Source organism: Streptomyces sp. NPDC088812 (assembly GCF_044750285.1).
Taxonomy (GTDB): domain Bacteria; phylum Actinomycetota; class Actinomycetes; order Streptomycetales; family Streptomycetaceae; genus Streptomyces.
Genome location: NZ_JBIVJP010000002.1, coordinates 464,177 through 487,857 on the forward strand (window position 1 = coordinate 464,177; position 23,681 = coordinate 487,857).

At 71.7% G+C, this 23,681-nt stretch carries 24 protein-coding genes and 1 pseudogene; 16 read left to right on the plus strand and 9 right to left on the minus strand.

The features are described from left to right. The first annotated feature begins 39 nt into the window (after nucleotides 1–39). Genes ACIP67_RS05885 through ACIP67_RS05915 form a run of 7 tightly spaced genes read left to right on the plus strand, consistent with a single transcriptional unit; the run spans nucleotide 40 to nucleotide 7,480 of the window. Nucleotides 40–462 (plus strand): phage tail protein, encoded by a 423-nt coding sequence (locus tag ACIP67_RS05885; RefSeq protein ID WP_401687928.1) that lies wholly within the window; start codon nucleotides 40–42, stop codon nucleotides 460–462. Between the two features lie 37 nt (nucleotides 463–499). Further along, nucleotides 500–1,225: a LysM peptidoglycan-binding domain-containing protein gene (locus ACIP67_RS05890; RefSeq protein WP_401687931.1), complete on the plus strand. Its 726-nt coding sequence runs from the start codon at nucleotides 500–502 to the stop codon at nucleotides 1,223–1,225. Then, nucleotides 1,225–3,132: a VgrG-related protein gene (locus ACIP67_RS05895; RefSeq protein WP_401687934.1), complete on the plus strand. Its 1,908-nt coding sequence runs from the start codon at nucleotides 1,225–1,227 to the stop codon at nucleotides 3,130–3,132. The genes ACIP67_RS05890 and ACIP67_RS05895 overlap by 1 nt, the downstream gene beginning before the upstream one ends. Nucleotides 3,133–3,172: 40 nt before the next feature. After that, nucleotides 3,173–3,622 carry a GPW/gp25 family protein gene (locus tag ACIP67_RS05900; protein WP_401687936.1) on the plus strand — a complete coding sequence of 150 codons (450 nt, stop codon included), beginning with the start codon at nucleotides 3,173–3,175 and terminating at the stop codon, nucleotides 3,620–3,622. Then, entirely contained in the window at nucleotides 3,622–5,580 is a 1,959-nt protein-coding gene (locus ACIP67_RS05905) for a putative baseplate assembly protein (RefSeq protein ID WP_401687938.1), read from the plus strand. Before ACIP67_RS05900 ends, ACIP67_RS05905 begins: the two co-directional genes overlap by 1 nt. Next, nucleotides 5,577–6,146 carry a phage tail protein gene (locus tag ACIP67_RS05910; RefSeq protein WP_401687941.1) on the plus strand — a complete coding sequence of 190 codons (570 nt, stop codon included), beginning with the start codon at nucleotides 5,577–5,579 and terminating at the stop codon, nucleotides 6,144–6,146. The genes ACIP67_RS05905 and ACIP67_RS05910 overlap by 4 nt, the downstream gene beginning before the upstream one ends. After that, nucleotides 6,143–7,480, plus strand: a complete 1,338-nt coding sequence (locus ACIP67_RS05915; protein ID WP_401687944.1) for an NADase-type glycan-binding domain-containing protein — start codon at nucleotides 6,143–6,145, stop codon at nucleotides 7,478–7,480. Before ACIP67_RS05910 ends, ACIP67_RS05915 begins: the two co-directional genes overlap by 4 nt. A gap of 323 nt (nucleotides 7,481–7,803) precedes the next feature. Here the strand turns inward: ACIP67_RS05915 and ACIP67_RS05920 are convergent, their stop codons facing one another. The 4 genes from ACIP67_RS05920 to ACIP67_RS05935 all read right to left on the minus strand — a co-directional run bounded on the left by ACIP67_RS05920 (nucleotide 7,804) and on the right by ACIP67_RS05935 (nucleotide 13,592). Next, complete coding sequence (locus tag ACIP67_RS05920; protein WP_401688142.1) at nucleotides 7,804–9,120, minus strand: LCP family protein; 1,317 nt, start codon at nucleotides 9,118–9,120, stop codon at nucleotides 7,804–7,806. A 352-nt stretch (nucleotides 9,121–9,472) separates the two neighbouring features. Next, nucleotides 9,473–10,603, minus strand: a complete 1,131-nt coding sequence (locus ACIP67_RS05925) for a hypothetical protein (RefSeq protein WP_401687947.1) — start codon at nucleotides 10,601–10,603, stop codon at nucleotides 9,473–9,475. A 94-nt stretch (nucleotides 10,604–10,697) separates the two neighbouring features. Further along, entirely contained in the window at nucleotides 10,698–11,387 is a 690-nt protein-coding gene (locus ACIP67_RS05930; protein WP_401687950.1) for a flavin reductase family protein, read from the minus strand. Nucleotides 11,388–11,483: 96 nt separating this feature from the next. Continuing rightward, nucleotides 11,484–13,592, minus strand: coding sequence for a TerD family protein (locus ACIP67_RS05935; RefSeq protein ID WP_401687953.1), 2,109 nt, complete (start codon nucleotides 13,590–13,592; stop codon nucleotides 11,484–11,486). A 339-nt stretch (nucleotides 13,593–13,931) separates the two neighbouring features. Between ACIP67_RS05935 and ACIP67_RS05940 the strand changes: the two genes are divergently transcribed. The 3 genes from ACIP67_RS05940 (at nucleotide 13,932) to ACIP67_RS05950 (ending at nucleotide 17,156) form a co-directional block, all read left to right on the plus strand. After that, a complete protein-coding gene (locus ACIP67_RS05940; RefSeq protein ID WP_401687956.1) occupies nucleotides 13,932–14,957 on the plus strand; it encodes a glycoside hydrolase family 26 protein in 1,026 nt (341 codons plus the stop codon). A gap of 53 nt (nucleotides 14,958–15,010) precedes the next feature. Then, the gene (locus tag ACIP67_RS05945) at nucleotides 15,011–16,084 is read left to right on the plus strand and encodes a M23 family metallopeptidase (protein ID WP_401687959.1); all 1,074 of its coding nucleotides are present in this window, start codon (nucleotides 15,011–15,013) and stop codon (nucleotides 16,082–16,084) included. A gap of 190 nt (nucleotides 16,085–16,274) precedes the next feature. Continuing rightward, nucleotides 16,275–17,156, plus strand: coding sequence for a sulfotransferase family protein (locus ACIP67_RS05950; RefSeq protein ID WP_401687962.1), 882 nt, complete (start codon nucleotides 16,275–16,277; stop codon nucleotides 17,154–17,156). A gap of 12 nt (nucleotides 17,157–17,168) precedes the next feature. Here the strand turns inward: ACIP67_RS05950 and ACIP67_RS05955 are convergent, their stop codons facing one another. Beyond that, nucleotides 17,169–17,705 (minus strand): hypothetical protein, encoded by a 537-nt coding sequence (locus ACIP67_RS05955; RefSeq protein WP_401687964.1) that lies wholly within the window; start codon nucleotides 17,703–17,705, stop codon nucleotides 17,169–17,171. A gap of 208 nt (nucleotides 17,706–17,913) precedes the next feature. Between ACIP67_RS05955 and ACIP67_RS05960 the strand changes: the two genes are divergently transcribed. Further along, nucleotides 17,914–18,420: a hypothetical protein gene (locus ACIP67_RS05960; RefSeq protein ID WP_401687966.1), complete on the plus strand. Its 507-nt coding sequence runs from the start codon at nucleotides 17,914–17,916 to the stop codon at nucleotides 18,418–18,420. A gap of 11 nt (nucleotides 18,421–18,431) precedes the next feature. Here the strand turns inward: ACIP67_RS05960 and ACIP67_RS05965 are convergent, their stop codons facing one another. The 3 genes from ACIP67_RS05965 to ACIP67_RS05975 are packed head-to-tail and all read right to left on the minus strand — an operon-like array spanning nucleotide 18,432 to nucleotide 20,020. Next, nucleotides 18,432–18,644, minus strand: coding sequence for a hypothetical protein (locus tag ACIP67_RS05965; protein ID WP_401687969.1), 213 nt, complete (start codon nucleotides 18,642–18,644; stop codon nucleotides 18,432–18,434). Continuing rightward, nucleotides 18,644–19,558 (minus strand): hypothetical protein, encoded by a 915-nt coding sequence (locus ACIP67_RS05970; RefSeq protein WP_401687972.1) that lies wholly within the window; start codon nucleotides 19,556–19,558, stop codon nucleotides 18,644–18,646. Before ACIP67_RS05970 ends, ACIP67_RS05965 begins: the two co-directional genes overlap by 1 nt. Before the next feature lie 33 nt (nucleotides 19,559–19,591). Continuing rightward, the gene (locus tag ACIP67_RS05975) at nucleotides 19,592–20,020 is read right to left on the minus strand and encodes an ATP-binding protein (protein ID WP_401687974.1); all 429 of its coding nucleotides are present in this window, start codon (nucleotides 20,018–20,020) and stop codon (nucleotides 19,592–19,594) included. A 202-nt stretch (nucleotides 20,021–20,222) separates the two neighbouring features. On the opposite strand from ACIP67_RS05975, the gene ACIP67_RS05980 reads away from it, so the two are divergent. The 4 genes and pseudogenes from ACIP67_RS05980 to ACIP67_RS05995 all read left to right on the plus strand — a co-directional run. After that, a complete protein-coding gene (locus tag ACIP67_RS05980) occupies nucleotides 20,223–21,074 on the plus strand; it encodes a helix-turn-helix transcriptional regulator (protein ID WP_401687977.1) in 852 nt (283 codons plus the stop codon). 10 nt (nucleotides 21,075–21,084) lie between these two features. Beyond that, the gene (locus ACIP67_RS05985; RefSeq protein WP_401687980.1) at nucleotides 21,085–21,297 is read left to right on the plus strand and encodes a DUF397 domain-containing protein; all 213 of its coding nucleotides are present in this window, start codon (nucleotides 21,085–21,087) and stop codon (nucleotides 21,295–21,297) included. A 10-nt stretch (nucleotides 21,298–21,307) separates the two neighbouring features. Beyond that, nucleotides 21,308–21,496 carry a DUF397 domain-containing protein gene (locus tag ACIP67_RS05990; protein ID WP_401687983.1) on the plus strand — a complete coding sequence of 63 codons (189 nt, stop codon included), beginning with the start codon at nucleotides 21,308–21,310 and terminating at the stop codon, nucleotides 21,494–21,496. A gap of 29 nt (nucleotides 21,497–21,525) precedes the next feature. Beyond that, nucleotides 21,526–21,987, plus strand: a pseudogene (locus ACIP67_RS05995) (GNAT family N-acetyltransferase); the annotation flags it as partial. A 24-nt stretch (nucleotides 21,988–22,011) separates the two neighbouring features. Here ACIP67_RS05995 and ACIP67_RS06000 read toward each other — a convergent pair. After that, nucleotides 22,012–22,749, minus strand: coding sequence for an MOSC domain-containing protein (locus tag ACIP67_RS06000; RefSeq protein ID WP_401687985.1), 738 nt, complete (start codon nucleotides 22,747–22,749; stop codon nucleotides 22,012–22,014). A 144-nt stretch (nucleotides 22,750–22,893) separates the two neighbouring features. Between ACIP67_RS06000 and ACIP67_RS06005 the strand changes: the two genes are divergently transcribed. Beyond that, nucleotides 22,894–23,673, plus strand: a complete 780-nt coding sequence (locus ACIP67_RS06005; protein WP_401687988.1) for a DUF4142 domain-containing protein — start codon at nucleotides 22,894–22,896, stop codon at nucleotides 23,671–23,673. Nucleotides 23,674–23,681: the final 8 nt, after the last annotated feature.

The window sequence follows — 23,681 nt, forward strand, 5'->3', positions numbered from 1 at the left end:
TCCGCACGTCCCTACCGGCCGCCCAGAAAGGCCCTTTCGATGTCCGATCTCGATCCGGGCTCCGCCATCTACTTCACCCTGACCATCGACGGCGAGAGCCTCGGGTACTTCAACGGGTGCGAGGGACTGTCGTCCTCGGTGGAGATCGAGCAGCGCCAGGAAGGCGGCAACAACGGCTTCGTCTGGCAGCTCCCCTCCCGCGTCACCTTCTCCAACATCAGGCTGACCCGCCCGCTCACCCCGGACACCAGCAAGGTCGCCGCGTGGATCTCCTCGGTCACCACGGGCGTCACCCGGCCCACCGCCCAGATCGCCGCGCTGCGCGCGGACGGCTCGGAGGTCGCCCGGTGGGGACTGATCGACGTCCTGCCGGTCAGCTGGCAGGGGCCGACCCTGGACCCGGCCAACCCGGCCGTCGCCACGGAGGTCCTGGAGATCACCCACCACGGATTCACGGACTGACGGCCCCCAGCGGACCACGGGAGAGGACGGAAGCAGCATGGCCAAATCCAGCAGGGGCGGCGCCGGCAAGAGCCTGGTCCACGCCACCCTCGCCATTCACGAACCGCCGCTGGGCACCAGCACCACGCCGGGCGGGCTGATCAAACAGTTCGAGCTCGAGTTCAACCCCTCGCAGCTGACGCTGTCCCGCCAGTCCCAGTGGAAGTCGACGCCGACACCGGCGGTCCGGGACGGCGTCGTCCCGGAGTTCATGGGCCCCGAGCCCCGCGAGATGAGCGTGGAGATCTTCCTCGACCGCTCGGACGACCCGGACAGCAACGACGTGATGAAGCAGGTCGAGTCGCTGCTCGCATGCTGCGAGGTCACCTCCAAGTCCATCGCCGCCAAGCAGCCCTCCCCGCCCTGGGTGATCTTCCAGTGGGGCTCCTTCTCCACCGCCCGCTTCACCGCCTACGTGCGCAGTGTCGAGGTGAGCTACTCCCTCTTCGGGACGACGGGCATGCCCATCCGGGCCACCTGCCAGGTCAGCCTGCACGAGATCCCCAGCACGATTAAGGGGCAGAACCCGACGTCGGGCGCCCTGACCGCGCAGCGCGTGCACCGGGTGGTGGCCGGTGACTCCCTCCAGTCCCTGGCCTGGCGCGAGTACGGCGACGTCGGTGCCTGGCGGGCGATCGCCGAGACCAACGGCATCGACGACCCCGGCCACCTGCCGACCGGCACCCAACTCGTCCTCCCCGCCGCAGAGGAGGTGCGTCCCTGATGGTGCAGATCGCCTACTCCAGTGTCATCAAGGTCACCATCGGCGGCAGTCCGCTGCCCCCCGACATCGAGCCGATGCTCGTGGACGGCTGGGTCGACCAGGGCCTCGGGGTCCCGGCCGCGTTCCGGCTCACCTTCCGCGACCCGGGCCGGCTGATCCTGGGCAAGCTCAACGTGAAGTTCGCCACCCCGGTCGTGATCACGCCCATCGCCGACGGCAAGGGGGCCGGCGACCCCCTGCTGACGGGCGAGGTGTGCGGTCTGGAGAGCGACTACGAGGGCACCGGCACCTTCACCATCATCCGCGGCTACGACCACGGCCACCGCCTGATGCGCCAGCGTCGCATCGCCGCCTACCGCAACCAGTCCGCCGCCGACATCGCCCGCAAACTGGCCGCCCAGGACGGCGTCCCCATCGGCCGGGTGGAGGCGACGAAGACGGTGTACGAGTTCATCAGCCAGGCCAACGTCACCGACTGGGACTTCCTCGCGCGCCTCGCCGACGAGAACGAGATGGTGATGTCCATCGACAACAAGGGCAAGTTCCAGTTCGTCAAGCCCGACCCGGCGTCCGGCGCCCCGCCCGCCAGCGCCTCCGGGAAGAACCCGTTCGAGCTGAAGGCCGGCGTCGACATCCTGCGGCTGCGCACCGCGGTCTCCGCCGCCGAACAGGTCGGCACCGTCGAGACCCGCGGCTGGGACGTCACCACCAAGAAGGCCCTGACCGCCACGGCGAAGGCGACGACCAACACCGGCTTCACCATCGGCACCACGCCCGGTGACGCGGCCGGCAAGTTCAAGACCGCGAAACTCGTCGACCCGCAGATCCCCTACGACCGCCAGTCCGAGGTGAAGTTCTCCGCCGACTCCCTCGCCGCCGACGTCACCTCCTCCTTCACCGAGATGGAGGTCGTCGTCCACGGCGGCCCCAAGCTGCGCCCCGGCATCCCCGTCACCCTGGCCGACGTCGGCTTCCCCTTCGAGGGCAAGTACACGCCCACGTCCGTGCGGCACGTCTTCGGCGACGGCAAGCACTACGAGACCTGGGTCACCGTCAGCGGACGCCAGTGGCGCTCCCTCTACGGCCTCGCCTCCGGCGGCGGCAACGGAGGCGGCAACGGCCTGCGGCTGCCCGGCGTCGTCAACGCCCTCGTCACCGACGTACAGGACCCGCTCAAGAAGGGCAGGGTCAAGCTCCAGTTCCCGTGGCTGGACGACACCTACATCAGCGACTGGACCCGCGTGGCGCAGTGGGGCGGCAAGGGCGGCGGCTCGATCTTCCCCATGGACGTCGGGGACGAGGTGCTCGTCGCCTTCGACCGGGGCGCCCTGGACCACCCGTACGTCATCGCCGGCCTCTACAACGGCAAGGACAGCCCGACCCCGGTCAAGGACGTGCCCCTGCACGACGGCCTGCGGGGCCGCGCCTCCCGGCACACCCTGTCCGACCGCACCGGCAACCGCGTCGACCTGCTCAGCCAGCGCACCGGCGGCAAGCAGGGCGTCCGGGTGACCAGCGGCGACGGCAAACTCGTCATCAACCTGGACCGGGTGCAGACGGAGATCACCGTCGACAGCAAGGGATCGGTCAGCATCAAGGGCAGCCGGTCGGTGTCGGTGAACGCGGGCACGGACCTCACGCTGAACGGACGCCGGTCGGTGACGATCAAGAGCGGTGGACCGCTCACCCTCCAGGGGCAGGGCCTGGTCACCCTCAGGTCGCTGGGCGGCGCGGTCAGCGTGAACGCGCTCGGCGCCCTGGACATGAAGGCGGCCGGTGTCGCGTCGCTCACCGCCACCGGGGCCGTGGCGATCAACTCCGTGGCCAACGTGAACCTCACCGGCATCAGGATCGGGCTCCAGGGACTGGTGTTCGTCAACAACGTCAAGTACCCGCTCCCGGCATGACCGGGTCCGTCAGCAGAAGGAGAAGGCAGGTGGCCCTCTGATGGCCGAGCAGTTCGTCGGGTCCGGGTGGGCGTTCCCGCTCCGGATCGGGCCCACCGGAGGCATCGCCCTGGTCAGCGGGGAACGCGAGATCGAGGAGGCGATCCGGCTGGTGCTGTCCACCGCGCCGGGTGAGCGGCCGATGCGCCCGGAGTTCGGCTGCGCCATCCACGACCTGGTGTTCGCGCCGGTCAACGAGGCCACCGCCGGCCGCATCCAGCACGAGGTGTACGTCAGCCTCGACCGCTGGGAGCCGCGCATCGAGGTCGAGGACGTCGAGGTCACCGCCGGTACCCAGCAGGGCGTGCTCTTCATCGACGTCCGCTACTCCATCCGCGGCACCAACAACCCGCGCAGCCTCGTCTTCCCCTTCTACGTCATCCCCTCCCACGAGGAACCGGGCGTCCCCGACAGCACCGGCCCCGGCCCCTCCCCCGAAAGCGACCACTGATGGCCCTGCCCTCCCCCAACCTCGACGACCGCCGCTTCCAGCAGTTCGTCGACGACGCCAAGCGCTACATCCAGCAGCGCGCCCCGGAGTGGACCGACCACAACGTCTCCGACCCCGGTGTCACCCTCGTCGAGACCGTGGCCCACATGGCCGACCAGATCGTCTACCGGCTCAACCGCGTGCCGGACAAGAACCACCTGGCCTTCCTGGACCTCGTCGGCATCACCCTGTTCCCGCCCTCGGCCGCCCGCACCGACGTCACCTTCTGGCTCTCCGCCCCCCAGGAGGAGCCCGTGGTGCTGCCGCCGGGCACCGAGGTCGCCACCGTGCGCACCGAGAGCGACGAGGCCGTCGTCTTCGCCACCGAGCGCGAACTCACGGTCGTTCCCTGCTCGTTGCGCCACCTCGTGGTGCAGCACCAGGGGAAGGCGTTCACCGACCGCACCACCGACCTCGCCGAGGGCAAGGACATCATCTGCTTCGCCGAGTCCCCCGAACCCGGGGACTGCATGCTGCTCGGCCTCAGCGCGGCCGTACCGCACTGCGCGGCGGTGCTGGAACTGGACAGCCGCGTCGACGGCGTCGGTGTCGACCCCCGCCAGCCGCCCCTCGTCTGGGAGGCGTGGACGGAGGACGGCTGGCAGGAGTGCGACATCGAACGGGACGGCACCGGCGGCCTCAACCGCCCCGGCGAGGTCGTCCTGCACGTCCCCGGCGGTCACGTCCTGTCCCGCACCGGCGGCCAGGAGGCCGGCTGGCTGCGCTGCCGCGTCACCGAGCCCCTGCCCGGCCAGCCCTTCTACACCCTCTCCCCGACCGTCCGCTCCGCCGACGCCTTCACCCTCGGCGGCACCGCCCCCGCCGTCCACGCCGACACCGTGCACGACGAGGCCCTCGGCGAGTCCACCGGCCTGCCCGGCCAGCGCCTGCGGCTCGCCCACACCCCCGTCGTCGGCGACGACCCGCCGTTGCTGCTCCAGACCGCCGAGCACGACGGCTGGGTGGACTGGCGGGTCGTCCCCCACTTCGCCGCCTCCGGCCCCGGCGACCGGCACATCACCCTGGACGCCACCACCGGCGAGATAGCCTTCGGGCCGTCCGTCCGCGAACCCGACGGCACCCTGCGCCAGTACGGCGCCGTCGCCCCCAAGGGCGCCGTCGTGCGCGCCCGCCGCTACCGCACCGGCGGCGGTCGCGCCGGCAACGTGGCCCGGGGCGCCGTCCAGGTGCTGCGCACCTCCATCCCGTACGTCTCCGAGGTCGTCAACCGGGAGGCCGCGCGCGGCGGGGTCGACGGGGAGACGGTCGAGGAGGCCAAGGCCCGCGCCCCGATCACGCTGCGCGCCCAGGAGCGGGCCGTCACCCTGCGCGACTACGAGGAGCTGGCCCGCCGCGCCGCCCCCGAGACCGCGCGCATCACCTGCCTGGAGGGCAGCCCGGACGAGCACGGCTCCTACGCCGTACGGGTCCTGGTGGTCCCGCAGGCCGTCCCCGATCCCGGCGGCCGGCTCCGCTTCGAGCAGCTCGTGCCCGGCGACGCCCTGCTCGGCCGGATCACCCGCCACCTCGACGAACGCCGTCTGATCGGGACCCGGCTGGCGGTCGGCCCGCCCTACTACCAGGGCGTCACCGTCGTCGCCACCGTGCACGCCTTCCGCGGCGTCGACACCGACCGGGTGCGGCGCCAGGCCCACGACGCCCTCTACCGCCACCTCGACCCGCTGACCGGCGGTGCGGACGGCAAGGGCTGGCCGTTCGGCCGTCCCGTGCAGTCCGGCGAGGTCTTCGCGGTCCTCCAGCGCGTGCCCGGCGTCGAACTGGTCGACCAGGTCACCCTGCACCCCGCCGACCCGCTGACCGGCAAGCGGGGCGACGCCACCGACCGCATCGACCTGTCGGCGCCCGCCCTGGTGTTCTCCTACGACCACCGGGTCCGCGTGATCGGGGACGGCGCATGAGGGGCTCGGTGGACGGGCTCGGCTCGTCCGCGCCGATCGGGGCGATGCTGCCGGCCGTCTTCGCCGACGACGACCTCGCGCAGCGGTTCGTCGGCGGCCTCGACGACGTCATCGCGCCGATCCTCAACGTCCTCGACTGCCTGCCCTCCTACTTCGACCCGGCGCTCGCCCCCGTCGACTTCACCCGGTGGCTGGCCGGCTGGGTCGGCGCCGAGACCGACGGCACCGAGCCGGAGCCGAGGCTGCGGGCCGCGGTCGCGGCCGCCGCCCACCTGCACCGGGTCCGGGGCACCCGGCGCGGTCTGGCGGAGGCGATCCGCCTGGCCTTCGGGGTGGAGCCGGAGATCTCCGAGAGCGGCGGCGCCGCCTGGAGTGCCCGCCCCCTGGGCCCGTTCCCCGGCGACCCCCGCCCCCATCTGCACGTCACGCTCCGTCTGTCCGACCCCGGCCCGGCGGACGAGCACCGGCTGGACGCCCTCGTGGCCGCCGCCCGGCCCGCCCACATGCCCTACACGGTCAAGGTGACCCCTGCCCTGACCGCCGCCGAAAGGATCCCGGAGAGATGACCACCCAGAACTGCGCCGAATGCGGCACCCGGGCGGAGCCGGGCCAGTCCTTCTGCGACGGCTGCGGAGCCGTACTGGGCTGGACGGACCGTTCCCCGGCCCGTACCGCGGCCGAGCCGGAGACGGCCGCCGCGCGCCCGGCGGCCGCCGTGGCCACCACCGGCGCACCGGCCGCGTCCGCGGGGACGCCGGACGCCCCCACGACGGCGGCTGCCTCCCCGGCGCGCGCCGTCACCGCGACGACGGACGACGACGACACCGCGGAGAACCCGCTCCCGGCCCTGCCGCCGGACGAGCGGGCGCCGGCGCACGGCGAGGCCGGCCGGCCGTCGGCCCCGGCCGCCGACGACACGGCCCCCACCGAGCCGGTCCCCGCCGCTGCCGCCGCCTCCACCTCCTCCTCCGCGTCCGCGTCCGCGTCCGCCCCGGACGACACCATGACGGCCCGGGCGCGTTCCCTCCTCGTCCCCGTGGCGGACCCGGAGGCGCGGCCCACCCCGCCGCCGACCGTCGTGCCGGTGCTGCCGGGCCGGCCGGTCGCGGAGCGGCCGCAGGTGCGCGCCGTGGGCCCCGAGCTGGGCGACGTGAACGGGCTCCCGTGCCCCTGGTGCTCCACGCCCAACCGCCCCGACCGGCACTACTGCACCCGCTGCGCGATGCCGATGACCCGGGAGGACCACTCCTTCGAGCGGCGGCCGTGGTGGCGCCGCCTGGTGGACTGGCGCAACCGCGAGACGCCGTGGGCGGGCGAGCGCCCCCGGCTGCGCCGCACCTTCGACCGGATCGTGACGTGGGTGGTGACCGCGGCCGTCCTCAGCCTGCTGATCTGGGTCGGGGTCAACACGCCGGACTGGGTCCAGGCCACCCGCGACCACTTCGCCAAGCGGGCCCCGGTCGCCCCGGACACGATCGCCGCCTCCCGCTCCTACCCCGGCCACAAGCCGGAGCTGGCCTTCGACAAGATCAACAACAGTTGGTGGGGCCCCGGTGTCGCCCAGTCCGGCGAGGGCCAGTGGATCGAGGCCCGCTTCTCCGAGCCGACCCGCCTGCTGGACCTGATCATCACCCCGGGCGTCTCGACTCGCGCCGAGCAGCTGACCGAGTCGGCCCTGCCGCACCGCGTCAAGGCGACGATCACCCTGAAGGACGGCACCACCACGACGCGGGAGCTCACGCTCGACCAGAGCGCCGGCGGCCAGCGCCGCGCCTTCCGCGTCGGTGAGGTGATCAAGGTCCGCTTCACCATCGAGTCGGCCTATGCCGCCTCGGCGAACAAGCAGGTCGCCATCGCGGAGATCGAGTTCTTCGGCCGCTCGAACGCCAACACGACCTGACCGTCCCCGCCCCACCCGCTCCACCGTCCGGGCCGCACGGCCCGGACGGTTCGGACGTGATGGCTGCCGGAAGCCGGCGCACAACGAACGAGGCCCATTCCGTGTGACACGGAATGGGCCTCGTAGTGGAGCGCCGGGCAGGCCTTGCACCTGCATCTCCCCGCAGGAAGCGGGACGTCTTTCCTTGGACCACCAACGCAGAACCGTTTCGCCGTTGTTGTGGCGACCAGCTCGAGATCAACTTTACAGCATCCCGTCCGTCACGCAAACCACCGCCGCACCACCGGTCACACCACCCGTCACCCCATCAGCCCCCGCACGGGTCAGCCGAGTTCGTCGACGTCCAGGTCGGGACCCACGACGAGCGTGACCACGCCCTCGTCCGCCTCCGCCGACGCGGACGAGGGCACCCCCGTGACCGGCAGGCGCGAGGAGAGGACGGCGGCCTGCCGCTCCAGGCCCGCCGGGTGGCTGACGGTGGTCTCGCTCGCCGACTCGGGCGCGTTGCCCGTCCCGGTGACGGTGAAGCCGGCCGCGCTCAGCTTCTCGGCGACGGCGGCGGCGCGTCCGCCGATCCCGGTGCCGTTGAGGACCCGGACGCGAACGGCGGAGGCGTACACGAGGTCCTTCACGGCCGTCTGCAACTGCGTCTTCGTCGTCTCCTCGTCCTTGGCCAGGGAGGTGAACAGGTCGGCGGCCTGCGGGTACTGCCAGACGACGTTGGCCTTGTCCGTCGGGACGTCCGCCTCCCGCGGGTAGTTGGGCACGGTGAGGAAGGACAGCCGGTCGGTGGGTATGCCCTTGAGTGCGTCGGCGAGGGCGTAGATCGGTTGGATGCCGGCCAGGTCCGGGTCGGTCGTCAGCGACTTGGTGGCGGACCGGAGGAAGCCGTACAGCGCGTTGGGGCTGGTCAGCTTGGACTTGGCCTTCTTCACCAGGGCGTTCATGAACTCCTGCTGGCGGCCGATGCGTCCGATGTCGGAGCCGTCGCCGACGCCGTAGCGGACCCTGACGTAGCCGAGGGCGGTCTCGCCGTCGACGGTCTGGCAGCCGGCGTCGAGGTCCAGTCGGGCCTTGTCGGACGTGATGGCCTGCTCGGGGCAGACCTCGATGCCGTCCAGGGCGTCGACCATGCCCTTGAAGCCGGAGAAGTCGACGGACATGAAGTGGTCGATGCGCAGGCCCGTGTGGGCCTCGACCGTCTTGATGCTGCACGCGGCGGCCCCGGCGACCTCACCGCCGGCGCCGCCGATCGCGAACGCCTCGTTGATCTTGGCCTTGTGCGGGGTGGACGTCCGGCCGTCGCCCATGTCGCAGGCGGGTATCTCCACGTAGGAGTCGCGCGGGAACGACACGACCGCGGCCCACTTCCGGTCGGCGGGGACGTGCAGCACCATCAGCGTGTCCGACTGCATGGTGGTCAGGTCCTTGCCGTACTTCGCGTTGGCGCCGTCCCGGCTGTCGGAGCCGACGACCAGGATGTTCTGGGAGCCCGGACTGAGGTTCTCGGGCCGGTCGCCGCCCAGCTTGTCGTCCACGTCGGCGGCGCTGATGTTGTCGTTGAGGTCCTGGTATATCCACGCGCCGACCCCGCCGACCGCGAGGACGACCACCGAGGTCACCCCCGCGCCCCACGCCAGGACCCGGCCGCGCCGCGTCAGCCTGGCCTTCCCCCTGCCCCGGCTCCTGCCCGCGCCCGCGCCCGTTCCCCTGCCCGTACCGGTCCCGCCGGTCCCGCCGGTCCCGCCCGGCGGTGTGCGCCGGCGCCTTCCCGTACCGCTCACCGGCACTCGCCCTCCGCTCGGCCGTCCACCCCGTACACCGTGCTCGGATCGTTCGGCGTCGGTCACCGCCGGACGACGGGAACCTCCCCACACGGAGAAATACGTCCCTGGAACACAGACGACTCATCCGTCCCGAACGTTGCGTTCCCTGTGAAAGTCCTGTCGACGGCGGCCGGTGCCCCCGCGGCACCCGGCGGAACCGGCCCCCCTACCGGGGCCGCAGCGGTCCCGCCATGCGGTGCACCTCCGGCCAGGTCGCCGGCCGGGCCTGCTCGGTGAAGGCGAAGACGTGGGGCCACAGGACCGGATGGCCGTCGTGGAAGAGCGGGGAGGCGGCCCAGACGACGCCGTTGCGGTCCGTGTACTGCTGCCAGTACTGGGCGTATCCGAGGTTGACGTCCGTGCGCAGGCGTTCGACGAGGGCCGGGGGCAGGGTGGGCGGCGGGGGCGCCGGGGGCCGCCAGTGCGGCAGCGGGCCCCGGAAGCCGACCCCGTGGCGGCGGCGCAGCAGGACGATCTCGACCGCGGCGGTCACGGTGACGCCGACCGGACCCGTGAACAGGGCCACGTAGTACGACGGCGTCGGCTGCGCCCCCGGGTAGGCCTCGACGGCGTCGACGAGGACGGAGTGCGCGATGGCCGTCAGCCACACCAGCGGGACCGAGGCCAGGGGGCGGACGAGGGGGTGGCCGCCGACGCTGAAGGAGTTGCGGTGGATGAGGTAGAGCACCGAGCCGAAGAACACCGTCAGCCAGGGGAGGAAGACCAGCAGGGCGACGTACCAGGCCATCTGCTCGGGTTCGTAGTCGTAGCCGTTCAGCATCCAGACCACGAACAAGGTGCAGAAGCCGGCGGTGGTGAAAGCGGTCAGCAGCGGGCGCAGGCACAGCCGGGCCACGGTGGCGCGGGCGCCGGGACGGGCCAGGGTGATGAGCGGGAGGCAGGCCACGAGCAGGGCGACCGGCCCGGTGGCCAGCATCAGGACGCTGTCGGTCATGGCCTGCTCGACGGAGTCGAAGAAGCCTCCGCCGGTGAACAGGTGGATGACGAGGAAGAGGACGCCGAGTCCGAGCAGCGCCCTGGGCAGCAGCAGCCGTTCGATGAGCGGGTCGGCCGCCTGCCCGGCGAGGGTGGTGACGACGGGCTGCCCCGGCGCGGCGAGACCGAAGGCCGCGGCGGCGTCGAACCGGAAGGCGTGGAAGGGGCCGTAGATCCGCCGGGCCAGCCGCCACGGCAGGACTACGTCCAGCACCCAGGCGGCGGGCCCGGTCACCAGGGCCGGGGCGGCGGGAGGTGTGCGGTAGGGCGGCCGGTCGTAGCCGTCGGCGGTGGTGCTCATGACGTCGTTGACTCCCCCGGGTCGACGGATCACGTCCAAGACCCTCATCCTGACATGTCCGCCGCCAACCAACCCGTGAATAAAGCGGCGTTGATCAGGCCCGTTCCCCTTCCCCTCCCCCTTCCCCTTCTCCTTCCCGTTCCCTCGGCGTCTCGGACCGGAAGCCGTGGCCGAGTTCGGGGGTGAGACCGTGGTAGTGGCGGAAGTTGTAGATGAGCGGGCTCCACGCCGACGGGTCGATGTGCTGGGTGCCGGGGACGACGACGGAGGCGTCGGCGTGCACGCGCAGCACCTCGCACTCGACCGTCCAGAAGTGCCCGTCCGCCCCGCCCGGCGTCATCGCCCGTACTTTCGCCTCCAGTTGGAGCGGGCATTCGGCGACCCGCGGCGGACGTACCGTCTCGGCGGGCTGCGGGGTGAGTCCGGCGGCCGCGAACTTGTCGCCCTCGTGCCGGTAGACCGCCCGCTTCGCCTCCGGCACCGGGTCCGCCCCGGTGAGCGGGGCGAGCGCCTCGACCTGCCGCCACAGTCCCGGCCCCGGCAGGTTGATCACCACCTCCGGCCGCGCGGCCAGGTTCTCGGCGGTACGGCTCTCCCGGCCCACCCCGAGGACGACGGTGTACCCGAGCGCCCACGCCGAGGAGACGGGGGCGAGGTTGGGCGTGCCGTCGGCGTTCTCGGTGGCCAGCAGGGCCACGGGCGTACCGAAGTACAGGATGCTCGGGGAGAGGACCGTGTGCCGCCCGGCGACGTCCCCTCCGACTGCTGCTGCGCTCGTGCTCATGCCGGAAACCTAGGTGCCCGACGCTTCGCCGCCCACCGAAACGTGGTCGCACGCGCGTCCGAACCTCGTCCCCGATCCGGGTGGCCCGCCCCCTCCTCAGCCCGCCGCCGTGGTCTCTGCTGGAGACGCCGTACGCGCAGCCGAGACACGGTCCAGGTGGACCAGGACCGAGCTGTAGAAGCGTTGCACGGCATCATCGACGCTGCGGATGAAACCGGACTCCGCGTTGCCGCGACCGTTGCCCATGCCCTTGAAGAGGGTGAGCCGGAAGCCGGTGATCCTGGCGCCGTTCTTCGGCAGGAGGTCCGCCGGTTCCGGGCGGAGCCGCTCAAGTGTGCCGCGCGGCCCACCCGCCTCGTCTTCGACGAGGGTCTCCACATGGAGGTCCGCCGGTGCGTCTGCCAGGCGCCGGACGAGCCGCTTGGCCCAGGTCAGCGGGTAACCGTGCGCGGGGGCCGGGATCTCGACGGATGCGCGCAGGCGTCCGGTCCGCAGGTCGGCACCCACCGCGAGGACGCCGGGCGCGCCGTCGATCCGCAGCTCCGCCTGCAACTTCCCCTCGGCACACAACAGGTCGGCCATGCGGGCCCGTCGGGCCGCAGGGTCGGCCCCACGCCTGGCTCGCTGGACGGGCAGCACCTTCTGGCCCAGGTCGCCGCCGAGTCCCAGGCAGACCTGGCGGATGAGTCGCTCCCAGCTCTTCACGACCTCCATGGTGCGCGGGTCACCCTGACAAAGGGTTTCGTCCTCGATGCCCTTGCGTACGGGGACCCAAGCCGCCCCCATGTTCTGGAAGCCGTGGCACCCGGAGTTCTCGTGCTGAAGGTAGTGCAGGAGTTCCTGGAGCAGCCAGGCGTGCGCGCTGTTGCCCACACCCTCGTGCCGGATGAGCAGTTGTGCCTGATGGGCAACCTCGGCCCAGGACAAGTGGCGGAGCGCCGCCTTGTGCTTGCGCCGTCCGTCGATCTTGACGTCGACCAAGGGACTGCCCTCGAGCTCGACATCGTTGGAGAGGGTGATCACGGCCTCGTAGCCGCGCCGGGCCGCGATGTCCATGTAGGCCTGCGCCTGCTCGGACTTGAGCGGGTTGCCGTTGGTCTTCGTCTCGACCAACGCAGTCCACAACTTGCCGGCTCGTTCGACGCGGATCACCCCGTCCGGGCGGCGCGGTGTGTCACCGTGCGGCAGGGACACTTCGGTGAACGTCTCCATCCGGCCTGCCGGAGCGCCGAAAGCCGCCGTGAGCCTCCTGCCGAACTCCGGCACCTGTGCCATGACCGACAGCAGCACCGATGTCGCACGCGTCTCACGGTCGCGGTCGCTCTTGAGGGCGGAGACGGGGAACAACCTGGCCTGTTTCCAGGACTCGTTCTCCGCGAGGGACTTCTTCGCCGTCTTCGGCAGGGTCACCTTCTTCTTCGCGGTGCGGGGCCGCGAGGTGGCCCTGCCCGTCCGGGCGTCGTCATCGGCGGTGCGCGGGGAGGGAACGGCGGGCAGGGTGGCCCCCGGCCCGGCCTGAACAGTGGCCGAAGCGGCCGCAGCCCCACGACCGGGCACGTCGGTCCTAGCCACCCCGTCGGTTCCGGCGTCCTCGCGCGGGTACGGGCAGGAGACGTGGTCCTCGCCCGCGTCCTCCTCAGCCGTCTCGTCCTCGGAGGCGTCGTCCTCGATGTCGACACCGAAGTCCGTTGCCAGTGCGGCCAGTCCCGTGTCGTAGCCCTGACCGACCGCCCGGAACTTCCATTCGTCCGCCCGCCGGTACAACTCCCCGAAGATGAACGCGCTCACCGAACCTGCATCGTCGATCGCGAACCGGATCAGGTCCTCCCCGGTTCCGTCGGCCAGTGTGACCCGCAGGTCCTCCAGCTCGCCGAACCGCGCGCCCTCGTACCGGCTGGCAGCGACGACGATTCGTTCCACGTCAGCCGGGATCGCCGTAAGGTCGAACCCGATCCGGTCCTCGCTGCCTTCGCCGACCGGCACCTTGCCCAGGAGCTGCACGCTTCCGTCAGCGGCGACGGGGTTGTTGTAGAAGTAGAAATCGGCGTCGCTTCGGACCTTCCCGTTCCCGCCGAGAAGGAGAACGGAGACGTCCGCGTCCCCCTCGCCGGTCGGACTGGCCCACCCCAGCCCGACGACCACCGCATCAACGTTTTCGCTCAGCGTCGCCAGCCCGACGTTGGCGCCCTTGACCATCTCGTGCATGAACCCCCCTGCCCTTGCAGCCCCACCAATGTGACACGCGACACACGCGGCGCGGGATGTGACTCTAATACCGGATGGCGTGATTTTCGAGGCGATCCTCGTGAAAAGCCGCAGGACAGGAGTCGCCGACTGGCCGACGACAGTTCTGGCAGGTCGGCGGGCTGCTCACCGCCGCACTCGGCCACCGCGCTGCTGCACACACCCGGGCGCACAGGCCCGCACCCCAGTGAAGGGCCCCGTCCGCCTGCCCCGCACGCACGTCCGAACCCCGTCCCCGATCCGGGTGGCCCGTGGGGCGAGTCGGCCGCCGGGTGGGGCGGTGGGCGGCATGCTGGGCCGGTGTTACGGCTCCCACGCGTTCTCCCGCGCGCCCTCCACCGCCCTTCGAGGCGCGTCCTCCCCTTCGTCCTGGCGGCCCTCGTGCTGCTGCTCGCGGGTCCGGCCTGTGTGCCCGTCGAGGGCGGGACGTCGGACGGGCGGGCGCCGGCGGGGAACGGGACCGCCTTCGGGGCGTACGTCGGGTACGACGCCGCCGCGGTGCCGCGGATCGCGGGGCTCGACGCATGGGTGGGGAAGGCCACGCCGGTGGTCGGCCGGGCCTACCTGCCCGGGGACCGGTGGAACCGTATCGAGGGGGAGCCCGGTCATCTGGAGCACTGGGCGCGATGGCGCGGGGCGCGTCCCGAGCGCATGTTCGTGCTGAACGTCCCGATGCTGGAACGGAACGAGGCGCGGCTGCCCGACTCCGTCGTGCGCAACGAGCTGGCGAAGGGCGCGGGGGGCGCCTACGACGGGCACTTCCGGGTGCTGGGGCGGCGGCTCGTCTCGCTCGGGCTGGCCGACACGGTGCTCGTCCTCGGCTGGGAGATGAACGGCGTGTCCTACACGCACCGCTGCGGACCCGACCCGGCCGCCTGGAAGCGGTACTGGGCGCGGATCGTCAGGGCCATGCGGGCCGTGGACGGGCAGCGGTTCCGGTTCGAGTTCGCGCCCAACCGGGGGCGCGACGCCGTCCCGTGGACCGCGTGCTACCCCGGTGACGCGCACGTCGACATCATCGGCATGGACGCCTACGACCAGCCCGCGGGCATGTCCTTCGCGCAGCAGGTCGCCGAGCCGTACGGGCTCGCGGCCCACGTGCGGTTCGCCGCCGGGCACGGCAAGCCGATCGCGTACCCGGAGTGGGGGCTGTACCGCAACGGCGACAACCCCGACTACGTGCGCGGGATGCTCAATTGGTTCGCCCGGCACCGGCCGCTCTACCAGAGCATCACCGACTACTGCCCGCACGGGGTGTGGCAGTGCCGGGAGAATCCCCGGTCGTCGGAGGTGTACCGGGCGCTGGTGGGTGGGCCGTTCGGCTGAGGGCGCGGCGCGTCTGACGGACCGCCGGCGAGCGTCGGTCCGATGATCCCAAGATGCGACGAGAAGCCCCCGCGCACCCCCTCCCCCCGTGCCTCGACGACACGACCGATTCCGGGATCGCGGCGACCACCGGTGCCGTGACCGCGGACCGTGCCCCTGCCGATACGACAGCCGGTGCCCCCGGCGGGACGAGGGTCGGCGTCCCCGCCGGGACGACGGTCGGCGTCCCCGCCGGGACGACGGTCGGCGTCCCCGCCGGGACGACGGTCGGCGTCCCCGCCGGGGCCGCCGTCCTGGCCGTCCTTCTGGCCGCCGCCCTGGTGGCGCTCGCCGCGGTGCCCGCCGACGCCGGGCGCGACGGCGTCCGCGAGCGGGCCGCCCGGGTCGTGCACGACCACGAGCAGGCCCGCGAACGGGTCGACCTGCTCCGGCGGACGGACGCCGGCACCACGAAGGTCAAGGCCGCCGAGAGCCGCCGCAAGACCCTCCGCGACGATCTGTGGGACCTGCTGGGCCCGACGGCGCACGACAACGGCGATCCGATCGCCGTCGACCCGGCGGGCAAGGCCGGACGCTGCGCCGTCCCCGACCCCGGCCCCGCCCCCGCCCGGACTCCCGATCACGACCGGGAGAAGGAGAAGGCGAAGGCGGGGGAGAAGGAGAAGGAGAAGGCCGGCGAAGGGGAAGGCGAGCGCGCGGAGTGGACCGCGCCGACCCGCGGCTACTGGCTCTCCGCCGGCTACGCCGACAAGGGCTCCCGCTGGGCCCACCGGCACACCGGCCAGGACTTCGCCGTGCCCGCCGGCACTCCGGTGTACGCCGTCGGCCCGGGCGTCGTCCGCGTCACGACGTGCGGCGACGGCTTCGGGAACCAGGTCGTGGTCCGCCATGCCGACGGGTACTTCACGCAGTACGCCCACCTCTCCCGCATCGACGTCCGCAAGAACGAGCGGGTGGAGGCGGGGCAGCGCCTCGGACTCGCCGGCGCCACCGGCAACGTCACCGGCCCCCATCTGCACTTCGAGGTGCGGATCACGCCGTACATGGGATCCGCCGTGCCGCCGTTGCCGTGGCTGCGGAGGAAGGCGGTGCGGGTGACGCCGCCGGAGCAGCCGGGCGTCGACTGAGGCCTCGCCGCCGGGGAGGGGGTGACGGGCAACTGACAGCAACTCACAGAAACACCTAAGAAAGCGGTAAATGCCCAGCTCAGACCCTCTCTGACGGTATTTCCGGCTCTCGTTGTTCGCTTGCGGGTCATGTGTTGTCCGCTTGGGGCCCCTGGGATGCGGAGCCGGAGCCAGGGAGGAAGGTGTCGTCGTGCGAGACCCGCGTCTGACCGCGATAAGCAAGGGGCTGAAGCGCCGGGGGAGGCTCGTGGCGCAGGCGGTGAGCCCGCCGCGGCGCGCGGTGGGCACCGTACCGGCGCCGCGGCCGGCGGCGGACGGCGGTGACGGTTACGTCGCCCCGCGGGCCGCGCGGCTGGTGGAGTCGCCGGTGTTCGTGCTGTCCTCCGTGCGCTCGGGGTCGACGCTGCTGCGGGTGCTGCTCAACAGCCACAGCCGCATTCGCGCCCCGCACGAGATGCACCTGCGGACGCTGCACGTCCGGTTGACGCGCGGGTTCACCGCCGCCGCCATGAAGGAACTGGAGTTGGACAAGGCGGAGTTGGAGCATGTGCTGTGGGACCGGGTGCTGCATCTGGAGCTGACCCGCAGCGGCAAGGACGTCATCGTCGACAAGACCCCGCCCAACAGTCTCATCTGGCCGCGGCTGCACCGATGTTGGCCGGACGCGCGGTTCGTGCTGCTGCTGCGGCACCCGGGCGCGATCGTCGCGTCCCTGACCAGCCGCCGTACGGATCCGGACCGGGAGGCCATCCTCGCCGAGGTGCTCGGCTACTGCGAGAAGCTGGAGGAGGCCCGGCAACGCCTCGACGGCGCCCACGTGATCACGTACGAGGAGCTCACCGCGGAGCCGGAGCGGGTCACCCGGGGCCTGTGCGCCTTCCTGGGCGTGCCCTGGGAGAGCGGGATGCTCGACTACGGGCGCAACGACCACGGCACGTTCCGCCCGCAGCTCGGCGACTGGAGCAGCACCATCAGGTCGGGCCGCATCCAGCCCGCCCGCACCGCCGACCCGGGCGCCGATCTCCCCCCGCGACTGGCCGCGTTCGCCCGCGCGTGGGGCTACGAGGTGTAGGACCCGGCCTGCTCAGACGGGACGCGCCCTCGTCCCCGCCGCGCCCGTCGGCCGGTAGACGGCCAGCGCCCAGATCACGAACACGTCGATCGCGATCAGGATGATCGACCAGACCGGGGCGTACGGCAGGAACAGGAACTGGAGGACCAGGCTCAGCGCGGCCAGCGCGATACCGACGGCGCGGGCCCAGGCGGCGCCCTTGAGCAGGCCCCAGCCGGTGACGGCCGCCACGACGCCCACGATCAGCAGGATCCAGCCCCACCCGGTGAGGTTGATCTTGTAGACGTAGTCGCCGATCCGGGTGTACACGTCGTCCTCGGCGATCGCGGCGATGCCCTGGAGGACGGCGAGGATGCCGTTCACCAGCATCAGCACACCCGCGAAGACGACCCCGCCGGCCGCCCAGCCGGCCTCACCCGCCGGGTGGCCACCGCCCGGACCCGCCATGTGATACCCCGTGCCCTGATGGGACGGGTCCCACACGGGCGACTCCTGGGGACTGGCATCGGGATCCCGGGTCGGGTGGGACTGCGACGGCTGCTCGCTCATGGTGTACCCCGCTCTTCTCGCTGCTCCCGCGCCGGGCGGTCCCGTCGCGGGCGGTTCTCCCTCGACCATCCGTGCGACGGCGGGCCGTCACCACGAGGGGTGAGCCGTCCGGGTGAACCGGGGTGCGGGGGGCGGCGTGGTGTCTTTCACTGGAGGCGGTCCCTGGTAGGGGCCGCACCCGACCGGACGCCGCAGGAGGTAGATCCCCATGGCAGCTCACCGAACGCGCGGGGCGGGCGCAGCCGCGCCGACGGCAGTGGCGGTGGCGGTGACGTGCGCCGTCCTGCTGTCCGCCGCGCTGTCCGGCTGCACGGACGACACCAACCCGTCGTCCGTGACCAGCCGCGCGGCCTCCGCCGCCCAATCGGTCGGCAGCCAGGCCGCGTCCGCCTTCGCGTCGGCCACGGCGGAGGCCGGCCGCAAGCTGGACAGCATCAAGGGCGGTGTCGAGGCCAAGGACGACGTGAAGCTCGGCGCCCCCACCGCCGCCGGGGACCGCACCACGGTGCAGGTGACCGCCACCAACACCGCCGACTCGGCGAAGTCCTTCTCCGTCCAGGTCGACTTCAAGGACCCCGACGGCACCTGGCGGGACACGGTCCTCGTCACCGTCGCGGACGTACCGGCGGGCGGGAAGAAGACGGCCACGGCCCGCAGCACCCACCAGTTGCCGGGCAACGTACGGGCGGAGGTGCCGCGGGCGGTGCGCTACTGAGGGCGGGGCGGTCAGTCGCGGTCGTCGAAAATGTCCTCCGCCTTCTCGACATGCCCACGGACGGCGTCGGAGACCGGAACGCCACGGAAGCCGAGAATCCAGACGACCCTCTCCGCACGCTCCTGAACACGGACTTCCTCGCGCCCTTCCTCACGCCCTTCCTCGCGCCCTTCCTCACGCACCTGCTCGGCGAGCGGGTGCCGCCAGAAGTACTGCGTGGCCATCAGAGGGTGTCCTCGCTGAAGATGTCCTCCGCCTTCTCCACGTATGTGGCCCGCTCCACCCACTGGGCGAGGGCATCGAGGTCGGAGCAGTACTCCAGCCGTGCGCGGACAGCGTCGGAGACGGGCAGGCCACGGAAACTGAGCATCCGGACGACCATGGCCGCCCTCTCCTCAGCACGGCCCTCCACGCGTCCCTCAACGCGTCCCTCTTCGCGTCCTTCTTCACGCACCTGCTCGGCGAGCGGGTGCCGCCAGAAGTACTGGATCGCCGTCATCAGGTCCCTCCACATCTGCCGGGCCTGGTCGTCCGCCAGGCACGAGTCGACGAACTGCACGAAGACCGCGGCGGTGTCGCGGTCGATGGTCCGCAGGGCGGTCGCCAGCGATTCCAGTATCGCGGGAGCCTGCCGTCCCCGTCCGTGTGTCATGGCCGAGAGCACCGCAAGAGGTACGTCCTCTTCGGCCGCCTGCTCGTCCGCGATCACCGGTACGTTGTCCGGGCCGAGGACGAACGGTCGCACCGTCAGCGACGGGCAGCCCTCCACCCCGAGGTGGATGGGCTCGGCCGCCCAGCGAGCCGTCGCGCTGTTCTGCGTGACGACGATGAGCACCGGCTCACAGCGGTACTTCTCGTGCAGGTAGCTGAGGTAGTACGGCCAGCTGCCGCGCTTCCTCTCGTCCGGCTTCCCCTGCGACTCCACGACCAGCAGGTACGTGCCCTCGCCGGTCTCCGCCCGCAGCAGCGTGTCCACGCGCCGCTCGACCGGTTCGATCTCGGTGAGGTCCACGTTCATCGCCACGAAGTCGTACGGGTCGGGGAACGGGACCTGCAACACCTTCTGGAGGGCACGGGTCAGCAGCGCGGGGTCCTTCTGGAAGATCCGGTGCATGGCCTCGTGCGACGAGCCGACCATCGGCTCTCCTTTCTGTCCGACGTGATCAACGAGCTACGCGGTGGCCAGGTCACACCACACGTACTTGCCGCGCCGCCCGCGGCGGGACAGCGGCTGCCAGCCCCACACGTCGGCGCAGGCGCGGACCAGGGCCAGGCCCCGGCCGTCCTCGGCGTCGTCGGCGAGGTCGTCGAGCTTGGCGGGCGGGTCGGGTGGTTCGGGGTCGGCGTCCCAGGCCCCGACCCGCAGGACGCCGTCGGCGTAGCGGACGCGGAGGGCGGCGGGGCCGCTGGTGTGCCGGACGGCGTTGGCGATCAGCTCCGTGGCGACCAGCTCGGCGGTGTCCGTGAGGTGGGCGAGGCCGTGGAGGGTGAGGATCAGGCGCAGGGTGCGACGCGAAACGGGGACGGCTCTGGGGTCGTTGGGGATGTAGAGGGAGTACTCCCAGGGGGCGGGGGTGGTGACGGTGACGGTTTCGGGCATGCGTCGGCTCCGTTCGTGAGGGGGTGGAGGTGGGCGCGGTGGCATTGCCGCAGCCGTCATGGCAGGACGGAGCGGTGCGCTTCCGCTGGGTAACGTTCGCGTCACCGACGGTAGGTCTAATGCTTCATGTCGGGCAAGCTGATCGCGTAATCTGCCCCTCGAACGTGTCGCGCCCGCAGGCGTGTTGGCCCAAGGAGCACTCATGGCGCTGAGGCGCGAACCCACCGCACGTCAGCAGCGCCTGGCGGTCGAATTGCGAAGGCTCCGCGAAGCATCCGGCCTCACCGCACGCCAGGCGGCAGCGCTGCTCGGAGTCAGCCCGGTCCAGATCAGCCACATCGAATCCGCACTCGCGGGCGTCAGCGAGGAGCGGCTGCGCCGACTGGCGTCCCACTACGCCTGCACGGACGCCGAGTTCGTCGATGCCCTGGTCGCGATGGCCACCGACCGGACGCGCGGCTGGTGGGAGGAGTACCGGGGACTGCTGCCGACATCTTTTCTGGACCTGTCAGAACTGGATCACCACGCGGCGTTCCAGCGCGAAGTGGCCATCCTCTATGTGCCCGGCCTGTTGCAGACGGAGGCGTACGCTCGCGCCGTCTTCTCGGCCCGAGTCCCTGAACTCACCTCAGAGGAACTTGAGTTGCGCGTCGAGCACCGCAAGGCCCGCCAAGTGGCCGTCGAGGGGCCCTCTTCCCGCCCGTACGAGGCCGTATTGCATGAGGCGGCGCTGCGCATCAGGGTGAGCGACCGCGCCGCCTCACGGGACCAGCTCCTCCGGCTGCTGGAGCTGTCCGAGAGGGACCACATCACCCTGCGCGTCATCCCTTTCGACCTCGACGACTTCGGCAGAGCGGCCAGCGCCATGACCTATGTGGGCGGTCCCATCCCAAGGCTGGACACGGTTGTCCGCGACGTACCCCATGGCTCGGCCTTCATCGACTCAGAAGCTCAGCTCAGCGTCTTTCGCACACGCTTCCGTAAAGTGGAGTCCGTGTCGCTCGAACCCGACAGATCGCGTGACTTCATGCACAGGATGGCCAAGGAACTGTGAGGTGCAGGCCATGACCGGTCCAGGAAACTGGCAGAAGTCGTCCTACTCCGGCCCCGACGACGGCAACAGCTGCCTCGAACTCGCCTCCACCCCCACCACCCTCCACCTCCGCGAATCCGACGCCCCCGCCACCGCCCTCACCACCACCCACACCCCCCTCAGTCACCTGCTCAACGCAGTACGCACAGGGGCCATCACCGACACGCACTCGCGGGAACTGTGAGGCACAGGCCATGACCACCCTCGACAAGTGGCAGAAGTCGACCTATTCGGACGGAGGCGACGGCAACGACTGCCTCGAACTCTCCTCCACCCCCACCACCCTCCACCTCCGCGAGTCCGACGCCCCCGCAACCGTCCTCACCACCACCCGGACCCCCCTCGGTCACCTGCTCAACGCGGTACGCTCCAGGGTCATTTGAGCACCAGTACGCCAGGAGCTACCGCCGACATGATCTCCCTGCGCGAAGTGCGTGACAGTGACCTGCCCGTCTTCTGGGAGCACCTGTCCGACCCCGCGGCACAGCACGTGGCCGCAGTGACCAGGAAGTACCACTACGACCGGGAGCAGTTCGACAGCTACTGGGCGAGGATCCGCGCCAACCCGGACATCGTGATCCGTACGGTGCTCGCCGACGACGAGGTGGTCGGCCACACCTCGGTGTACGGGCCGCCGGACGAGCGCTCGGTCACGTACTGGATCGACCGGTCCCATTGGGGACGCGGCATCGCCACGGCGGCGCTCACCGCGCTGGTCGCTCTGGTCGGCACCCGGCCGCTGCACGCCCGCGCGGCGGCCGACAACGCCGGTTCGATCCGGGTGCTGGAGAAGTGCGGCTTCGTCGTCACCGGGCGGGGCAAGGGCTTCGCCCAGGCTCGCGGCGGCGAGATCGACGAAGTCGTCCTCCTCCTGAGCTGTGCTGGGGCGGAGGGGACCTCAGCGCCGCTCCGTCACCGCGTCCCCCACCGCCACCTCCCCCGCCCGCGCCACCGCGAAGTACGCCCCGAACGCCACGCCGGCCGCCTCCCGTCGGTAGTCCGACAGGGTGCGCAGGGGTTCCGGGCCCGAGCGGTGGCCCGTCTCCTGGTCGACCATGGTGACGGCGCAGCGGATCGTGCGTTCGGTGAAGGTCAGTTCCGTGCCCGCGATGGACAGGTGGGCGGTGGTGTCCTCGGTGTGCGGGGTGGACCAGCCGTCGATCACGAGGTTGGGGCGGAAGCGGTTCATGGGGAGGGGCGGCGCGCCGCGCTCCCCCAGTTTCCGGTTCAGCAGGGTCAGGCTGGCGCGGGAGACCACGTGCAGGCGGTTCATGGTGCCGGTGGCGCGGCCGTCGGCGTCCGGGCGGTCGCGGCGGAGCCGGGTCGGGCGGCCCAGGAGCCGGGTGAGCCAGCGCGCCGCCGCCTGCCGGCCGCGCTCCGTGGAGTCGTCCACGCGCAGGGGCTCGTGGCCGGGGGCCCGGAGGGTCAGGGTGCCGGTCTCCGGGTCGTGCTCGGGGGTGATCAGGGCCAGTGCCGGGTCGCCCCACTGCCAGCGCGGTTCGCCGTTCTCGTCGGTGATCACGTACGCGCGGTCGTGGGCGAGGCCGGCGGGCGTGAGCCGGGCGTGGGGGACCGGTATGCCGGCGCAGCCCTTCACCGGGTAGTAGGTGAGTTCCGTGACCCTCGCCGTCGTCATGGGCGACGCCCCCTCGGATCCGTCGGCCGAAATTCCTGTGCGGCCCGGTGAATTCCCGCGGCTCCGCGTCCGTACTCCTGTGTGTACGGCCCCGCCGAGCACGACGTTCGCACGGCGGGCATCCCCGACCGGGCAGGAGGAACGGTGCGCTTTTCGCGGAACACGGTGGGAACCGCCTTCGTGGGCGGCGCTCTGAGCCTGACCCTCGTGGCGCTCGCCTATCCGTCGATGCTGGGGCTGGACACGGTGTCCGCCTCCAACGACCGGATCATCGCCAACACCCAGTGGGGTCCGCTGACGGAGGGCGACCGGGACTTCGTGGTGAAGGTGCGGGCGGCCGGGCTGTGGGAGTACCCGCTCGGCGTGATCGGGTTGCAGAAGGGGCAGAGCGCGGCGGTCAAGACCGCCAGCGAGCACCTGGTCGACGGGCACGCGGCGCTCGACACGACCTGCCGCAAGATCGCGCCGATGCTGAACATCACCCTGCCCAACGTGGCCAGCCCGCAGCAGGTCGGCTTCGTCAACCAGATCAACGCGAAGACCGGCAAGGACTTCGACGTCGAGTTCGCCAACATCCTGCGCCAGACGCACGGCTCCATCTTCAACACCGTCGCGAAGATCCGCTCCACCACCAAGAACTCGCTGGTGCGGGCGCTGGCCGACCAGGCCAACGACACCGTCCTGGACCACATCACGGTGATGGAGAAGACCGGCCTGGTCGACTTCGACCAGTCGCTGTTCCAGCAGACCAGCCCGCCCAAGCTGCCCGCGTCGGACCTGACCCCGCCGCCCCCGGCCGCCGGCCAGCCGACGATCGTCCTCACGCCGCCGCCGACCGCCACGTCCACCCCGGTGGACATCGACGCCGCGGCCGTGGTGGGCGGAGCCATCCCGGCGCCGACGCCGACGCCCACCGCCGGATAGGCCGGTCT

Bases quoted from the DNA above. Each gene is read 5' to 3' on its own strand.
- ACIP67_RS05935 (WP_401687953.1), bottom strand. From the start codon at position 13,592: ATGCACGAGATGGTCAAGGGCGCCAACGTCGGGCTGGCGACGCTGAGC.
- ACIP67_RS05980 (WP_401687977.1), top strand. From the start codon at position 20,223: ATGGCGCTGAGGCGCGAACCCACCGCACGTCAGCAGCGCCTGGCGGTC.
- ACIP67_RS05960 (WP_401687966.1), top strand. From the start codon at position 17,914: ATGGCAGCTCACCGAACGCGCGGGGCGGGCGCAGCCGCGCCGACGGCA.
- ACIP67_RS05925 (WP_401687947.1), bottom strand. From the start codon at position 10,603: ATGAGCACCACCGCCGACGGCTACGACCGGCCGCCCTACCGCACACCT.
- ACIP67_RS05990 (WP_401687983.1), top strand. From the start codon at position 21,308: ATGACCACCCTCGACAAGTGGCAGAAGTCGACCTATTCGGACGGAGGC.
- ACIP67_RS05975 (WP_401687974.1), bottom strand. From the start codon at position 20,020: ATGCCCGAAACCGTCACCGTCACCACCCCCGCCCCCTGGGAGTACTCC.
- ACIP67_RS05885 (WP_401687928.1), top strand. From the start codon at position 40: ATGTCCGATCTCGATCCGGGCTCCGCCATCTACTTCACCCTGACCATC.
- ACIP67_RS05895 (WP_401687934.1), top strand. From the start codon at position 1,225: ATGGTGCAGATCGCCTACTCCAGTGTCATCAAGGTCACCATCGGCGGC.
- ACIP67_RS05985 (WP_401687980.1), top strand. From the start codon at position 21,085: ATGACCGGTCCAGGAAACTGGCAGAAGTCGTCCTACTCCGGCCCCGAC.
- ACIP67_RS05930 (WP_401687950.1), bottom strand. From the start codon at position 11,387: ATGAGCACGAGCGCAGCAGCAGTCGGAGGGGACGTCGCCGGGCGGCAC.
- ACIP67_RS05965 (WP_401687969.1), bottom strand. From the start codon at position 18,644: ATGGCCACGCAGTACTTCTGGCGGCACCCGCTCGCCGAGCAGGTGCGT.
- ACIP67_RS05900 (WP_401687936.1), top strand. From the start codon at position 3,173: ATGGCCGAGCAGTTCGTCGGGTCCGGGTGGGCGTTCCCGCTCCGGATC.
- ACIP67_RS05890 (WP_401687931.1), top strand. From the start codon at position 500: ATGGCCAAATCCAGCAGGGGCGGCGCCGGCAAGAGCCTGGTCCACGCC.
- ACIP67_RS05955 (WP_401687964.1), bottom strand. From the start codon at position 17,705: ATGAGCGAGCAGCCGTCGCAGTCCCACCCGACCCGGGATCCCGATGCC.
- ACIP67_RS06000 (WP_401687985.1), bottom strand. From the start codon at position 22,749: ATGACGACGGCGAGGGTCACGGAACTCACCTACTACCCGGTGAAGGGC.
- ACIP67_RS05905 (WP_401687938.1), top strand. From the start codon at position 3,622: ATGGCCCTGCCCTCCCCCAACCTCGACGACCGCCGCTTCCAGCAGTTC.
- ACIP67_RS05945 (WP_401687959.1), top strand. From the start codon at position 15,011: ATGCGACGAGAAGCCCCCGCGCACCCCCTCCCCCCGTGCCTCGACGAC.
- ACIP67_RS05910 (WP_401687941.1), top strand. From the start codon at position 5,577: ATGAGGGGCTCGGTGGACGGGCTCGGCTCGTCCGCGCCGATCGGGGCG.
- ACIP67_RS05915 (WP_401687944.1), top strand. From the start codon at position 6,143: ATGACCACCCAGAACTGCGCCGAATGCGGCACCCGGGCGGAGCCGGGC.
- ACIP67_RS05970 (WP_401687972.1), bottom strand. From the start codon at position 19,558: ATGGTCGGCTCGTCGCACGAGGCCATGCACCGGATCTTCCAGAAGGAC.